The following is a 16,141-nucleotide window of genomic DNA, read 5'->3' as shown; positions in this document are numbered from 1 at the left end:
TAAAAAATGGTACTATAGCCCTAAACATAAAGATTCTGCTTATTCGTTAAGTAATAACGAAATGAAGCAAATTTATAAGATACTTCAGCGCGCTGATTTAAAAAATCTCAAAAGAAAATATACTGTTAACATGTCAGATCAGCCCAAATCAACCATAACATTTTATACCAATACCGGCAAAATTGTAATTGAAGATTATGGATTACAGGGAGAATATCCTTTGCAGGACTTATATAAAATAATTTACAAGCTCTGACCAATATGCCACTTATACCCTATATCTGCACTACTTGCGGCGTACAATACCCTCCATCTGCCACGCCACCATTAGCCTGCAAAATTTGCGAAGACGATCGCCAGTATGTAAACCCCAAAGGCCAAAGCTGGATTACGCTTGCCGGTTTAAATCAGCAATATAAAAACAAAATTGAGCAGGTTGCCCCAAATTTGTATGCCATTTATACCAAGTCTGCTTTTGGCATAGGCCAGCGTGCCCACCTGCTGATAACTCCAGGCGGTAATGTTTTATGGGATTGCATCAGCAATATTGACCAGAAAACTATTGCCGAAGTGAATAAACTTGGTGGCATCAAAGCCATCGCCCTATCGCACCCGCACTATTTTACCACAATAGTGGAGTGGAGCAAAGCCTTTGGCAATGCACCTGTTTACATTAATGCACTGGATGAAGAGTGGCTTTGCCGGAGGGATGCATCATTACATTTATGGGAAAAGCAGGAAATTACCTTGTGGGACGACATTAAATTGATATGCAGCGGCGGTCATTTCCCAGGCGGCAGCGTTTTGTACAGCCCGCAAAATGATGGCTTATTATTAGTTGGCGATGTGATACAGGTAAGCCCCGACCTTAAATCGGTATCATTTATGTATAGCTATCCTAATCTTATCCCACTATCCAAAAAGGATATTTTGCAAATACAGCAATCTGTCAGTCACCTTAAATATCAAGCTATGTATGGTGCCTTTGGTCGTTATATTTTAAAAGGCGCTATGGCGGTGATGGATTTTTCGGTAAGCAGATACCTGCGCATTTTTGAAGCGTAATGTTTTAAACCAGCCTTATTTCTCAAACCTATATTGCAGGTGCTCGTACATATCCCCCACAAAAAACCGCTCGTCCACCACCTTAAAACCCTTGCTGGTATACATAGATTTCGCCCCGGGATTACTTTTGCTAACCAACAGCCCGGTTGTAAAATATCCTTTATCAGCCGCGTGTTCAATAAGTGCCCCAATCAGTTTTTTGCCTATCCCCTTACCCTGGTGACCGGGCAACACGCTTAAGCAATCAATATAATATTCGCCGGGCTGGGTTTCGTCTTCCACAGATTGCTCAAATCCATAAGTCGCTTTAATGTATTTTAAAAACGGCTTTCTTAAAGTAGCCAGCTTAGCGCCATCATACCCAGTGATCATGCCGCAAATGCCGCTTTCATCTTCGTAAACTAAAGCATTCTCATAACTGTATTGATTGCCTGTTTTACCGGCGAACAACTCAAAAAGGGAACAGGCCTCGCTTTCATCTCTGCCGTTTACAAATTTTGGGGCAAGGTTGCCCATAGCCAGGATAATGAGCTTACTAAGCAAGATCGCGTCAATTGGTAATGCCTGGCGTATCATAAGCGGTTTGGTAAAATGTTAAATAGGCCGACTGGAGTTTTATTTCTTTAAGGACAATAAACCATCTATCAACTCTGTGTTAAACTCGCCTATGGTGGTAGTATTTAACAACACGAATATCCGGGTCCTGATATCTTTAAATTCATTGTGCAGTGGGCAGGGCTTAATTTCCGAACATTGCTTAAGCCCTAAACCGCAGCCATGAAACAAACTGTCGCCATCAACAGCCTCTACAATATCACTCAAGGGCCTTTTTAATGCGGCCGGTTCAATAAAAAAACCGCCATGCGGGCCTTTAGCCGAGCTAATAAGACCTTTTCTACTCAAATCCTGCAATATTTTGCCTAAATACAACTCGGGCGAATCAATTCCGGCAGCTATATCCTTGATACCTACCCTGCTGCCGTCGGCCACCGTTTTATGAGCTATATAAAACACGGCCCTTATTGCATACTCACATGTTTTTGAAAAAATTGCCATTGTTAAAAACAAAGATAATAAATTAATAAAGGATATTTTTGTCTTTTATTAATTATAAACTTAGATTTGCCCCGTTGAACTATTTATCAGTCTTAAACAATTCAATTTAATATAAAAAGATATTAATATATTATTATGACAAACGATCAAAAAGCGCTCATCCTTGCCACAGTTCCAATCTTGAAAGAACATGGCGTACCACTAACTACTCATTTTTATACCAGGATGTTTAAACACAATCCCGAGTTAAAAAACATGTTTAACATGGGAAACCAGCAAACAGGTAAACAACAAACCGCCCTGGCCATGGCCGTACTTGCTTATGCAGAAAATATTGCCAATCCATCTGTAATGTTACCCGTGGTTGACAGGATTGGCCAAAAGCATATCAGTTTAGATATCCGGCCAGAGCATTATGCCATAGTGGGCAACCACCTGCTGGCATCTATCAGCGAGGTTTTAGGCGATGCTGCTACCCCCGAAATTTTAGAAGCCTGGAAAGTAGCTTATAACCAGTTAGCCGCATTAATGGGCGGCCATGAGGCAAATTTATACCAGGACCAGGTTTTAAAACCGAACGGTTGGACAGGCTGGCGCTTATTTAAAGTAGGACGCAAAGAAATGGAATCGGCAGAAATATGTTCTTTTTACCTATACCCTGCCGATGGCGGGAAAGTTCCGCACCACAAACCGGGGCAGTACATCAGTATCAAGTTGTTTCTTCCGCAGCTAAATATAAGCCAGATACGCCAATACAGTATTTCAAGTGCGCCAAATGATGATTATTACCGCATTTCGGTAAAACGGGAAGCAGGTGCAAACGTTGATGTTAATGGCATGATAAGCAATTTATTGCATGACGAAATTACCGAAGGCAAACAGGTGGAACTTACCTCGCCGGCAGGTAATTTTACCCTGCCCGATAATTTAGATACGCCGGTAATGTTTATTAGTGGCGGTGTTGGCTTAACCCCCTTAATGAGCATGGTACAGCACTTAACCCAAAAAGGAACAAAACAGCCCATCACCTGGCTTCATGGCTGCCGTAATGAATCGGTACATGCTTTTAAAGACAATATCAATGAGCTGGCAATTAATAATTCAAATTTTAACCAGCATATTTTTTATGATGCACCATCGCCCGAAAACATAGCCGAAGATATTCATGACGGGTATTTAGATATAAAAAGGATTGAAGATCTGCAGCACCATCCACAAACCCGTTATTATTTGTGCGGGCCATCGTTTTTTATCCAAAAACAGTTTAATGACCTGAGAGAATCGGGAATAAATGCCGATAAGATATTTTTTGAAGAATTTGGGCCGCAGCTATTACAGTTAAATTAAATCTGTTAGAAGCTGTCTAAACTTAAAAAACAGGCCATCACTGCATGGTACCTACCTATACCTAAATGTAACTTACATAAACGTTAGTTTGAATGTATGCTAAAACTCACCCGGTTGAGACGAAGCCCATCCCTCTCTTCACCTGCGGGTGCAGGGAGGGATTTCTAAATCAGGCTTTTACATTCGATTAGTAGCGACCCCACAGTCCACAAACCCTATCCCCCGCTTTCCCAGGGAAGGAATAACACATCCTCCGCTTTTTATAATCTTCCGAACAGCTATACCTCCTACACCTGGTTGATTGATTTGAAACAGTGCAGATTGTTGCGTAGGCAGGTTATAATCACTGGCACCATGACTCTTACTTATACCCCTTCGCTCAGCAGTTCCTTCTTCATTTTTAATATCAGCATCACTATAACCGATAGCACGATCAGTATAAAATAGCTGTATCCCAGGTTATGTTCATCTTTAGCGGGCAGCAGAAAAACAATGCCATAGCTAAAAAACGATACGATAACGTAATTTATCCCGCCCGAAAGTCCGCTGGCTATACCGGCGTTTTTTGGGAAGCGGCTTAAGCAATAGGTAAAAAAGTTATTAAAAGTAAACCCTGCCGCTATATGGATTATAAAAGCGAAAAATATAATGGTATATAAATTGGCTATATACCTCATGCTTATCAGCATAACTATTACAAATATTACCTGCAGGGTAAGGTTAACCACCATGCGGTTAAAAAATGGTTTGTTGATGGTGGCTTTACCAATAAGCCCACCAATAAGCCAGGCTATGCCCAGCACCAGGGAGCTATAACCCGCTACAACAGGCGATAGATGCAAAGTATGTTCTATGATAAAAGGGCCCGTCATGTTATAGATCATCACCATACAGTATGCAAGCCCCAACATAATAAGACCGAGGGTAAAACTGGTGGTTTTTATCATGTCGGCATAAATGCCACCGATCTTTTTGATATGGAATGTCGAAAAGTTTTTCAAAGTTTCACCGCTGAAGATCAGCTCCAAAACCACAAATACTGCTGCAAATATGGCCAGGAGGTAAAAGTTTGATTTCCAACCGTAACCGGTTTGAAGGTATCCGCCAATAAAAGGCGCTACAATTGGCCCGGTAGACCAGATGATAGAAAACATACTAAGATAATGCTTCAGCTTTTCGCCCGAAAAAAGATCGATAAAGTAAGCGCGCTTGGAAACAATTACACCAGCTACGGTAATACCGTGTACTATCCGCATGAGGTATATTACATAAATATTGGTAGAGGTGGCTATAACAATACTGGCAACCGCAAAAAGCACCAGGCATGCCAGGCTTATGTTGTATCGGCCAAAACTATCAAGCACGCTGCCAATAAATAGTTGGGTAACGCCGTAGCTTATTAAAAACAAGGTTAAAGTAAGCTGCACCTGGATACTGCTCACATGCAATTCGGCAGCCATGGTAGGTAACGACGGGATGTATATATCAGTTGCAAAGCCCGAAAGCGGTATTAATGCAAAAGCCAGTAAATTGGCAATACCCTGGTGCCGTTGTTTAATTGTTTTTGGCACAGAAAGCGTTGAGTACATATTAATTAAATTTACTGAACGGGTGGAAAGGGCTATCCAAAGCTCTTTTTTCCGGTCAATTATTAAATAAGTCGCAAAGATACCCCGTTTGTGTAAGCGGTTATATATTTACCGTTTTTTATGATCTTTTGACGACAGTTGAAACCGGGGTAGCATTTCATCCCAATTGCCTTATCAAATCTCCTAAAACTTTAAAGCTATTTTCCACTGCGCCATCAAAGGTTAAACCAAAACTAATGCGGATAAAATTGGTGAAGCGGGCATCGGTGCTGAAAATTTGACCGGGCGCAATGCTGATGTTTTGGGCAATGGCAAGCTGGTAAAGCTCAAATGCATCAATATTTTTATCCAGCTCAATCCACAGGGCATAGCCTCCCTGGGGCTGGCTTATTTTGGTGCCTGGCGGGAAATGAGTAGCAATAGCCTGGGTATAACGCAGGCTTTGGGTGTACAATGTTTTACGCAGGTTGCGCATATGCAGATCATACCGGCCTGTTTCAAAAAAATGAGCAACAGCTGCCTGGGTTGGCGTGGCCGAGCTGATAGTATGCATCATTTTGATATTGATAACCTGGTCCTTAAACCTGCCCGGTATGCACCAGCCTACCCGGTAGCCCGGCGCAATTGATTTGGAGACTGATGAGCATAACAGCACCCAGCCTTCGGTATCATAGCTTTTACAGGTACGCGGGCGACTTTTGCCAAAATAAATTTCACCGTAAATATCATCCTCAATCAAAGGGATCTGCCTTTTTGTTATTAGTTTAACCAATCGCTGTTTACTATCATCGGGCATGCAGCTGCCTACCGGGTTACTAAAGTTGGTTACAAACAGGCATGCTTTAATATCCACTTTATCCATAGCCTCGGCCAGGTAATCAATGTCGATACCTGTATCAGGATTAACCGGAATCTCCAGCACCTTCAGATCAAGGCTGAGCATTATATTAAAGATCCCGAAAAAGGTTGGGCTCTCAATGGCAACCGTATCGCCCGGTTTGGTAAGCGCCCGCAGGCAAAATATCAGGGCTTCAAGGCAACCCTGCGTGGTTACCACATCGTCCCCGGTAATGTTGCCGCCCCAATTAAAAGCGTTTTTGGCCACATGCTTGCGTAACGAAATATTACCCTGCAAATTTTCATAATTGATATTACCCGTGGGGCTTTTACGGATAGATTCCATCATGGATTTACTGAGCTTAGCCATAGGGATAAGGCTTAGCGGCGGCGATGAGCGCGACAAACGTATAACACTTTCCTCGCTCATGTTTTGGTAAACCATCGCGATCATCTGGGTAACAGTGGCCTGCTCTATTTTTTTCAGCGGAGGTTTGGTTTCGGGCGCTTTGGTTAACCTTGCCGGTGAAAACTTAACGTAATAGCCCGATTTGGGCCTGGCCTCTATCATGCCCATGTTTTCCAGTTCTACATAAGCTTTGTATGATGTGCTGATGCTGATACCCTGCTCAAGGCTTAATGCCCTTACAGATGGCAGCTTATCACCGGATTTTAACAGATTCTGTTTTATCTGTGTTTCAATACGGGCAGCTATCTGCGCATATAAAAAATCATCGTTAACCCCGGCAATCAATTTCTCCATTTTAAAATCTGTTATGGTCAAAATTAACAAATCTGAATCTGTTTTGCTATACGCAGATGCTTTTACTTTGTAATGATCAAAATTTTATTAAAAATGGAACTTCAATTAATTGATTATCAGCCAAAGTATCAGTCGTACTTTGAAAAATTCAACAAAGCATGGCTCGAAGAATTTTTTGTGGTTGAGCCGCTGGACAAATGGGTTTTGGAAAACCCCGACGAAGCCATGCTAAAACAAGGTGGTAAAATTTATTTTGCAGCCGCAGGCGATACTATTATTGGTACAGTAGGACTGCGCTTTATTGAGGATGGCGTTTATGAGCTTACCAAAATGGCTGTTGATAAGGCTTATCATGGTGGTGGTGCCGGTCAGTTTTTATGCCAGGCTGGTATTGATAAAGCCAGGGAAATGGGTGTTAAAAAACTCATCCTTTTTTCGAGCCGCATACTAAAAAACGCTGTTCACATTTATCACAAATTAGGCTTTACAGAAATCCCGGTTACGCCAGGCACTTATGGCCGCGCCGATATTATGATGGAGATAAATTTTCAATAACTATTAGTCCCCTCAGGGTCTCTCGAAGCGGGCCCTGAAATAGCACGCAGGACTTAGCAGGCGCCCTCAGGGTCCCTTTTCAAGGAGACCCTGAGGGTACAGCGATAACATACTTTACACACCAAACTAAAACACGATGCAAGTTAGCCCTATAAGCGAACAGGAAATACAGCAACTACGTGCCGAAACCAACGGCACAACTCAAAAAATTCATTTCAATAATGCCGGGGCTTCTTTTAACCCCGATGTGGTGGTTGATACTGTAATTAACTACCTACGTGAAGAAGCCACCCTTGGCGGCTATGAAATTGAAGATAAATACCGGGAGCAATTAAATAATACCTATAGCCTGGTTGCCAAACTCATTAACGCCGATGCTGACGAAATTGCCATTGTTGAAAATGCAAGCACCGCCTGGGGCATCGCCTTTAACGGTATTGATTTTAAACCCGGCGACGAGATTATTACCTGCGAAATGGAATATGTAACCAATATCATCGGCTTTTTGAACGCTCAAAAAACGCTGGGTGTAAGCCTTAAAATAATATCGAACAATGCGCAGGGCAATTTCCCGCTGGATGTTTTTGAACAAGCAATATCACCAAAAACTAAATTGATAGCCATGACGCATATCCCTTCAACTGCAGGCGGGATGATCCCGATTGTGGAGATTGGGAAAATAGCCCGCCGACACAATATTTTATATTTGGTTGATGCCTGCCAAAGTGCCGGACAAATCCCGCTGGATGTAAAGGAGATTGGTTGCGATATGCTATCGGTAACCGGCCGTAAATATCTGCGGGCACCAAGAGGTACAGGCTTTCTGTTTGTGCGTAAGGAAATCCAGGACTCGTTGAAGCTCTTGTTTATGGATGGCTACAGTGCGCCAACCGTAAGCCTGCATGATTTTAAACCACGAAGCGATGCCCGCCGATTTGAGCTGTACGAGAAAAATCGCGCCCTTACCCTCGGGATTGGTAAAGCGGTGGACTATGCCTTAAACATCGGCGTAGACAGGATTTGGGAGCGCATACAGTATTTAGCCACGCTGTTGCGCCGTGAACTGGCCGCGATTGATGGTATTACCGTTCATGATTTTGGCGCGCAGCAATGCGGTATAGTAACTTTTTCGGCAAAGGGATTAGAGAGCGCGTTTGTAAAAAATAAACTGGCCGAAAAAAATATCAATGTATCTGTTGGCAAAGCCATATCCACCCTTATTTATATGGATAAAAACCATTTGCAAAGCAATGTAAGGGCTTCGGTGCATTATTATAACACGGCGGCCGAGATACAGGTACTATGTACCGAGCTAAAAAGCATGCTTGTCAGCTAAAGTCCATATTACGTTTACCTTACATTAAAGGCTTCTTAACATCAGGTTTAAATAGTTATTTTTGAAACCGATGTTGAGAAGCCTGTTTAGTTTTTGCCGCTTTTTTATTTTCTGGATCATACTGGCCCTCATTACCCGTGTGGTATTCGAAGTCTATTTTCGCAACAAACTTAGTGGTGCCAGTTTTTCGGAGATAGCCCAAACCTTTCAATACGGCCTCCTGATGGATGCCTCGGTTGCAGCATACATCAGTTCTGTCCCCCTGCTGGTATTTTGCGTTAACTGGTTCACCAAAAGGCATATTGGTAGTAAATGGCTCAGGTTTTACGTTTACCTGGCTGTAGTTATCATCGCTATAGTAACGGTTGTTAACCTCAATATTTTCCGCGAATGGGGTACCAAGGTAAATTTCAGGGCATTTGATGTTTTCTTTAACGCGCCATCTGAGGCTTTTGCCGCATCAAGTTCGTCACCACTGTTTTTAACTTTTGTGCTGTTTGTGGCTTTGATAGCCGGAGGTGTTTTTCTGTCGAAATACATTATCGATTTTGATTTTAAAAAGCCCAACGCGCCACTGATTGTAAAGCCCGTTATCGTTGTTTTGTTGCTGGGCATAACCCTGCTGATTATCCGTGGCGGCCTGCAGGTAGCGCCTATAGCCCAAAGCAATGCCTATTTCTCGCCAAAACCCATCCTTAACCAATCAGCATTAAACACCGAATGGAACCTGATCCAGAACGTAGTAGAAAACCTGGAATCGCCGGGTAATCCTTACGTGTTTATGCCTGCCGAAAAGGCTTCGGCGATGGTTGATAGTATGTACGCCGTAAAAAAAGACAGCACTTTACATATCCTAACAACCAACCGCCCAAACGTGGTTATTTTTCAACTGGAAAGTTTTACTGCCGATTTAATTGAATCATTAGGCGGCGAAAAGGGCGATGCACCCAACTTTGAAGATTTTATAAAACAAGGCGTTTTGTTTGATAGCGTATATGCGGCCAGCGACCGTACCGACAAAGGCATTGTAGCCATTATGAGCGCTTTCCCGTCGCAGGCCACGCGCACAATTATCATTGATAACGAAAGGCAGGAACGCCTGCCGGCACTATCCACTGTTTTTGCCGACCAGGGATACCGAACATCCTATTTTTACGGCGGCGAAAGCGAGTTCATGAACTTTAAGGCCTACCTGTTAAGCCACAAAATAACCGACCTGGTAGATAAAAGAGATTTTGAAGCCAAAGAAATGAACTCCAAATGGGGCGCACACGACGATATTTTATTCAGGCGGAATATCAGCTACCTGAACAAAGTACAAAAGCCGTTTTTTAGCTACGTTCAAACGCTAAGCAACCACGAGCCCTTTGAGCTTCCCGTTCCTCCGCATTTCCCCGGCGATGATATGGGCAACAAATTCAGGAGCACGGCCTACTATACCGATGCCAGCCTGAAACAATACTTTGATGCCGCAAAAAAACAAAGCTGGTACAAAAACACCCTGTTTATTTTAGTGGCCGATCATGGGCACCGCTTACCGCTCGATAAATCGGAACCTTACGAACCACGTAAATATCATATCCCCATACTGTTTTTCGGCGATGCTATCAAACCAGAATACCGCGGCCTAAGGATAAAAAAGCTGGGCAACCAAACGGATATAGCCGCCACCCTGCTGGCACAATTAAACCTGCCGCATCAGCAATTCAAATGGTCGAAGGATTTACTGAACCCCTATAGCCGCGATTTCGCGTTTTTTGACTGGGATAACGGCATGGGCTTTATGCTGCCCAACCAGGCTGTTACTTACGATAACGCAGGCCAAACGGTTAGCTATATCCAAAACAAAAACGCTCCAAAAGCTTATACTGATAAAACGTTGGATTATGCCAAGGCTTTTATGCAACAAGTGTTTTCGGATTATTTGAAGTAACAGAGTTTCAGCTGTTTCTTAAAGATTGTAAGGATTAAAAAGCTTCTACCTGCAATCCTTTTAAAATCCAGGGTGTTATGTTAAATCGCTGACCAAACCTGGTGCTTACTACCTGATCCTGGTTGACAGATTTAAATCTCTCCGGTACCTGTTTTGGCCGTCAACAGGCACAAAAAGTGGATGCGTTTTATGCCCTGTCTCTTCCACCCGGCCTTTGCGTTAATTTACACTCAATGTTTCGCCACTATTCCGGGCGGGCGGCTCGGCGTTTAAGAGATGTTTAACAAAGAAATCGCGCTTTTTTTGACGGCCGTAAACACCGCCATCGCCGTGGCCCATTCCCGGCACGGTAAGAAAATCAAAAAACTTATTGTTTTTTATCAGCGCATCAGCAAAACGATAGGTGGACTCGGGAGGTACGTTGGTATCGGCCTCGCCCACTATCAGCATTAAATTGCCCTGTAGTTTTGCAGCATTGGTAATGTTTGATTGTTCGGCATAATGCGGGCCTACAGGGTAACCCATCCATTGCTCGTTCCACCACTGCTTATCTATGCGGTTATCGTGGCAGCCGCAGGCAGATACCGCCGCTTTATAAAACTCGGGATGAAACAATACCGCACCGGCCGAATTTTGCCCGCCTGCTGATGTGCCATAAACGCCCACCCTGCTGATATCAGCTTGCGGGTATTTTGCCGCCAGCGCTTTCATCCATAAAATACGGTCGGCAAAACCTGCATCAGCAAGGTTATGCCAGCATACATCATGAAAAGCTTTGGAGCGGTTTGCTGTGCCCATGCCATCAATTTGTACCACAATAAAGCCAAGCTGGGCTATGCTTTGCATTTCGTTAACAGCTGCAAAGTTTTTAGGCACAAATGAATCTTGTGGCCCGGCGTAAATATTTTCAATTACCGGGTAGCTTTTAGCGGAGTCCATATTGGCAGGGCGATAAACTACGCCCCATATATCGGTTACCCCATCGCGCCCCTTTGCTACAAACACTTCGGGCAATTTTATGCCGGTATTTAATAAGGGCGCTATATCAGGATGTTCCAGTTCCATAACAGTTTTCAGCGTAGCTGTATTTTTGAGCACCATACGCGGCGCAATATTTACCTCCGAATAAGTATCGATATAATATTTCCTATCAGGTGAGAAAGTAAGCCGGTGATTCCCTTTTTCCGGGGTAAGGTCAACCATGTTCTTACCATCGAGGCCTATACGGTAATAGTGAATAAAATAAGGGTCTTCGCCCGCGTTTTTGCCGCTGGCAGTAAACCATAGCTGCCTTTTATTTACGTCAATGCTATCAATATCACGTACTACCCAATTGCCTTTGGTAATTAGCTTTTCTTTGCTGGTGAACTCATCAACCAGGTAAACATGCCGCCAGCCATCTTTTTCGGTTATCCATACTACTTCATGGGTTTTGGGCAGATAATGCGTATATAGCCTTTGCTCGTAAATAAAAGTATTCGTTTTCTCGTCGATGATGTTGCGGGTTTTGCCTGTTTGTACATCAACCTCAATAACCCTGAACCGCTGGTGTCCCCTGTCAACTTTTTCATAAGTGTAAAAGCGGCTGTTAACATCGCGCCAGTGCAGTATGGGCGCCCCAAAAAAATCAATCTTTTCGGCATCAACGGGCAGTTTACTTTTATCGGCAATATTAAAAACAAAAGGCTGGTACGATGTAAATTCATCGCCCGGCTGGTCGTACTCATGCGATTCGAGCTGGCCCCTTGTAGTGCCGGGTACCGAACTTAATACATAGTATACCTTTTTTGTTTTTTTAGGATCGGTAAGGTAAGCCACTAAATGCTTACTATCCGGCGACCATGTGATTTCGGCATACGGCTTATCATTAGTACCGTCAGTTGTAAACTGTATTTCGGCAGAGCCCTTTAAGGCCCTGGCATACAAATTCCCGTTCCTGATAAAAGCCGTCCATTGCTTATCGGGAGAAACCGAATCGGTAACATTAGCCTCCCAGCGATAGGTGCGTTTTTGCAGCGGGGCGGTTGGGTCGAAATCCTTAAAAACGGTATCGGTAGTTTTTTCGCAATGGTAATTACTTAAATCGCATTTAAGCCAGTTTTTGCCGGTTTTAAAAGTAATCTGCTTTTCATCGGCGCCATAAAACATAGCCGTGATGCGCAGTTTATTTGCGGGCACAGGTTTCCCTAACGCGGCAGCCACTGCATTGGCCATTTGTTTGGTATCAAAGGCCTGGTGTTTGGTTTGCTTTTCGGCATTAACAAAGTAATATTCAGTAGCATCGGCCCCGGCACGCTTGTCATACCAAAATTGCTTGCCGTTTGCCTGCCAGTTGGGCCTGATGTTGGTTACAACCGGGATCTTTTTCCAGGCAGAATCCAGCCTGTCGGCATTGGCATAGGCCTGCAGCATTTGTTGATGGGTTGGCAAATATGGTGTAACCGCCGGTTTTTGGGCGTAGCTAAAGTTAGCTAAAAAAACCAGCAACAAACAAAAACGAGTGTATCGCATTTAGAGACAGATGAAAATTGATGAATGTTTTTAATGCAGCCCGGCGCTAAAACCAGGCCGCATTTGTTATTTATTAAAATCGTAAAACTTCCAGCTGGTGGTAAAATCCCTGGTTAATGGCTGGTTGATAAATGTGGCCCGCATCATTTCAATAGGGATAAGATTCTGCTTCATAAACGTATCATGAAATTGCTTGTAGCTCATTTTACCACTATCAACCATCTCCTTTTTAAGCTCCATTATTTGCAGACCGCCCAGCAGGTAGGCTACCTGGTAAAGTGGGCTGTAGCCACCTTCAAAAGAACGCCTTACTTCACCGGCGGCATTGGCTTTTTCGTGCCCTACACGGTCAATCAAAAAGTCGATACATTGCTGCGGCGTCCATTTACCCAGATGGTAATTGAGCGAGAAGATGATTCTTGCGCAACGGTGCATGCGCCAAAATAGCATCCCAACCCTTTCTTCGGGAGTTTTGGCAAAGCCCTTATCATACAGTAATAACTCCCAGTATAACGACCATCCCTCTACCCCAAATGGCGTCACAAAATCCTGCCTATAGGCTTTGTACCGGCTGTTCATGAAGTATTGCAGGTTATGGCCGGGTATTAATTCATGCTGAACTGTGCCTCTTGAAAAATAAGGGTTATTGCCACGCATGCTCATGAGCTTATCCTGCGCTTCCATACTATTGGTTGGGTACGATATCATGATCTCTTTACCACCCAAAAAGAACGGGTTAACCAATTGTCGCTCGGGCGACATCATTGTCATGCCCCAGGTTTCTTCGGCCAATGGCGGTATCGTAATCAGGTCACGTTCTTTGATAAAACTGATGGCATCGTTATATAATTTCACAATCAGTTCCGGCTGATGGCCTACTGGTACATAGCTGTTTTTTACCTTCTCCAAAGCTTTTTTCCAATCGGTACCGAAACCCATTTCCTGCGACGCCTTTAACATTTCCTTATCGCACCAGGCAAATTCTTTATTGGCCAGCTGGATCAGTTCTTCGGGTGTGTAGGGGATCATTTCGGCCTGTAGCTGGCTTATTAGGGCATCGCGGCCAATAGGCACGCCCTTTATACCGCTGCTATCGGGCTTTTGGGTTGTAATTACTTTGCCTTTGCTTAATGCCATATCGCTGTACTTGCCAAGGGCGGCATCAAGGGCTTTATAGGGCCCGGGCACCCACCATGTAAAGGCAGGATCGTATGTATTGTAAAAGCTATAAAAGTCTCTTAGGCGCCCCTTAAGGCCTGCCAGCGCTTCTTTGGTAATTCGCGCCAGGGGCATATCCAGGCTGGGCAGTTTATGATATGCCGCGGTGTCGGCTTTTAGCTGTTTCAGTATAGCAGTTAACTCGGTTGCCACTTTTTCGCCGTCCATAAAATCGCCGTGGCGGCGTCTCTTTTCCAGGGCGTAAATACCATCGGCACATGACAGGTATTTGGCAACCTGGTTATACTTTTCCTCTTCATTTTTCAGGTCGTTCAGATCGAATTTTATCCTTTTTTTTAGCAAAATATAATCTACTTTGCCATAAATACTCATCGATTCAAAATCGGCCTGTTGCAATTGCTTCAGGTAATCGTTGTCAATTTCAACCAGCCTTTTGCGCTGCTCGGGCGAGTTAAGCACATTCATTTTATACTCATCCTCGTTATGCTCGTTAACATAATAAGGCGAGTAAAAATCTTTAATGGCATTAATATCCTGCCCATAACGAATAATGGTGCCCGCCATTTCGCTGGTTTGCTCATAAAGGGCATTGTTAGCGGCAGCTGTTTGTGCCTTGCCCGCCAATGAGCAGGTGGCTAAACAAAGTACAGCGAAAAAGGTGGTGGTTGTTTTTGTGGTAGTGAACACAGGTTGTTTTTTTAGATGGTAAGTTTGAAAGCCTAAAGCAGAAAGCGCAAAGCTTAAAGCTAAAGAGTTGTTGATTTATTGACAAGTTTAAAAGCTTAAAGCTGAAAGCGCAATGCTTAAAGTTAAAAGGGGTGTGTGATATTGAATTAAATGACACGGCCTGGCGGCATATTAACTTGCCGCCCTGCTCAGGCTTACCAGGTTATTGTTATATGAATCGAGGTAGCCGCGGGGCGAGTTACCTATTACAAATTTAAATACCCGGTTAAAATTGGTGATACTTTTAAAACCACATTTGTAAGCCACGGTATTAATACTCTCAAACTTGTGGGCTATCAGTTTTTTGCAGGCCTCGTTTACCCGTATCTCGTTTAAAAAGGATATAAAGGTATGCCCGGTATGCTTTTTAAAATACCGGCAAAACGATTCGGGCGTCATAAAGGCTACTTTGGCAACATCTTCCAGCGTTATTTGCTCGCTATAGTGCTGCATAATAAAATTGTAAATATTGCCTATCCTGATCCCCTCATTCTCGGTAATGCCCGGCAGGTTACCATAGGTTGATAAAGGATCCAGCTTTACTTTCATATTGACTAACGCCTTAAGCAGGTTAAAAAACTGAACAAGCTGATCTGTGCCACCGGCATTTCGTAAAGCTATCATGGTTTGCGATACCTTATCAGCAGCACTATGGGGTATTTTAAAACCCTGCTGGTGTTGCTGCAAAAACATCTTGCTCGATTTTAGCTCGGGTAAATCAAACAGCGGGGCAAGGGTTCCTTCGGGGTTAAAAAAAATAGATATGGCCTCAATCTGCTTATCGCCCCCGTTTACAAAATATTCGGGGTTGCTTTTAAACACATGCGGTAAATTGGCGCCCAGTAAAAAAATGTCGCCCGATGAATAATCGTGCATGTTGTTGCCGGCAATCAGGGTTCCTTCTCCTTTCTGGATCCAGGTAATCTGTATTTCTTTATGGCGGTGCAGATAAGGATAATGGTATGGAAGAGAAACTTTTTCTGCTATCACACTCTTATCATGGGGTACAGGGATAGTAAATTGTAAAACTTTCATATGAACGATTGTTAATGTTCCCTGAATTTACAATTACTTAACTCTAAAAACCAACAATCGGCCCTAAACGGATAAAATGCTGCTATCATCTGTTAATTTCATGCAGATGGAGCGATGAAAACTTTAGCCATTAATGCCTTTTTGGACCATTTCAATACTAACATTAAATGTTATTTATACAATAATAAACCATTCCTTATAACTATCCT

13 protein-coding genes are annotated in these 16,141 nt (G+C 43.4%); 6 read left to right on the top strand and 7 right to left on the bottom strand.

The features are described from left to right. Positions 1–61 precede the first annotated feature (61 nt). Positions 62–256, top strand: a complete 195-nt coding sequence (locus tag PQ469_RS03610; RefSeq protein WP_274211769.1) for a DUF6438 domain-containing protein — start codon at positions 62–64, stop codon at positions 254–256. A 5-nt stretch (positions 257–261) separates the two neighbouring features. Further along, the gene (locus PQ469_RS03605) at positions 262–1,065 is read left to right on the top strand and encodes an MBL fold metallo-hydrolase (protein ID WP_274211768.1); all 804 of its coding nucleotides are present in this window, start codon (positions 262–264) and stop codon (positions 1,063–1,065) included. A 15-nt stretch (positions 1,066–1,080) separates the two neighbouring features. On the opposite strand, the gene PQ469_RS03600 is transcribed toward PQ469_RS03605, so the two are convergent. Together PQ469_RS03600 and PQ469_RS03595 are read right to left on the bottom strand one after the other, a co-directional pair. Continuing rightward, positions 1,081–1,641: a GNAT family N-acetyltransferase gene (locus PQ469_RS03600; protein WP_090642767.1), complete on the bottom strand. Its 561-nt coding sequence runs from the start codon at positions 1,639–1,641 to the stop codon at positions 1,081–1,083. A 39-nt stretch (positions 1,642–1,680) separates the two neighbouring features. Further along, entirely contained in the window at positions 1,681–2,121 is a 441-nt protein-coding gene (locus tag PQ469_RS03595; RefSeq protein ID WP_090642764.1) for an RrF2 family transcriptional regulator, read from the bottom strand. 135 nt (positions 2,122–2,256) lie between these two features. Here PQ469_RS03595 and hmpA point away from each other — a divergent pair, with 135 nt between their 5' ends. After that, positions 2,257–3,468, top strand: coding sequence for an NO-inducible flavohemoprotein (hmpA, locus tag PQ469_RS03590; RefSeq protein ID WP_274211767.1), 1,212 nt, complete (start codon positions 2,257–2,259; stop codon positions 3,466–3,468). A 365-nt stretch (positions 3,469–3,833) separates the two neighbouring features. Here the strand turns inward: hmpA and PQ469_RS03585 are convergent, their stop codons facing one another. Together PQ469_RS03585 and PQ469_RS03580 are read right to left on the bottom strand one after the other, a co-directional pair. Beyond that, positions 3,834–5,057, bottom strand: a complete 1,224-nt coding sequence (locus tag PQ469_RS03585) for an MFS transporter (protein WP_274211766.1) — start codon at positions 5,055–5,057, stop codon at positions 3,834–3,836. 157 nt (positions 5,058–5,214) lie between these two features. Then, positions 5,215–6,657, bottom strand: coding sequence for an aminotransferase-like domain-containing protein (locus PQ469_RS03580; RefSeq protein ID WP_090643965.1), 1,443 nt, complete (start codon positions 6,655–6,657; stop codon positions 5,215–5,217). Positions 6,658–6,750: 93 nt separating this feature from the next. Between PQ469_RS03580 and PQ469_RS03575 the strand changes: the two genes are divergently transcribed. The 3 genes from PQ469_RS03575 (at position 6,751) to PQ469_RS03565 (ending at position 10,481) form a co-directional block, all read left to right on the top strand. Then, positions 6,751–7,212: a GNAT family N-acetyltransferase gene (locus PQ469_RS03575; RefSeq protein WP_274211765.1), complete on the top strand. Its 462-nt coding sequence runs from the start codon at positions 6,751–6,753 to the stop codon at positions 7,210–7,212. A gap of 136 nt (positions 7,213–7,348) precedes the next feature. Beyond that, complete coding sequence (locus PQ469_RS03570) at positions 7,349–8,548, top strand: aminotransferase class V-fold PLP-dependent enzyme (protein WP_274211764.1); 1,200 nt, start codon at positions 7,349–7,351, stop codon at positions 8,546–8,548. Positions 8,549–8,618: 70 nt separating this feature from the next. Then, the gene (locus PQ469_RS03565; RefSeq protein WP_274211763.1) at positions 8,619–10,481 is read left to right on the top strand and encodes an LTA synthase family protein; all 1,863 of its coding nucleotides are present in this window, start codon (positions 8,619–8,621) and stop codon (positions 10,479–10,481) included. Between the two features lie 219 nt (positions 10,482–10,700). Here the strand turns inward: PQ469_RS03565 and PQ469_RS03560 are convergent, their stop codons facing one another. The 3 genes from PQ469_RS03560 to PQ469_RS03550 form a co-directional block, all read right to left on the bottom strand. After that, positions 10,701–12,992: a S9 family peptidase gene (locus tag PQ469_RS03560; protein WP_274211762.1), complete on the bottom strand. Its 2,292-nt coding sequence runs from the start codon at positions 12,990–12,992 to the stop codon at positions 10,701–10,703. A 66-nt stretch (positions 12,993–13,058) separates the two neighbouring features. Next, entirely contained in the window at positions 13,059–14,858 is a 1,800-nt protein-coding gene (locus PQ469_RS03555) for a DUF885 family protein (RefSeq protein WP_274211761.1), read from the bottom strand. A gap of 171 nt (positions 14,859–15,029) precedes the next feature. Continuing rightward, a complete protein-coding gene (locus PQ469_RS03550) occupies positions 15,030–15,932 on the bottom strand; it encodes an AraC family transcriptional regulator (protein WP_274211760.1) in 903 nt (300 codons plus the stop codon). Positions 15,933–16,141 lie beyond the last annotated feature (209 nt).

This window comes from Mucilaginibacter sp. KACC 22773 (genome assembly GCF_028736215.1).
GTDB lineage: Bacteria > Bacteroidota > Bacteroidia > Sphingobacteriales > Sphingobacteriaceae > Mucilaginibacter.
Note: the sequence above shows the minus strand (reverse complement) of the source record. Positions and strands in the feature narration are given on the sequence as shown.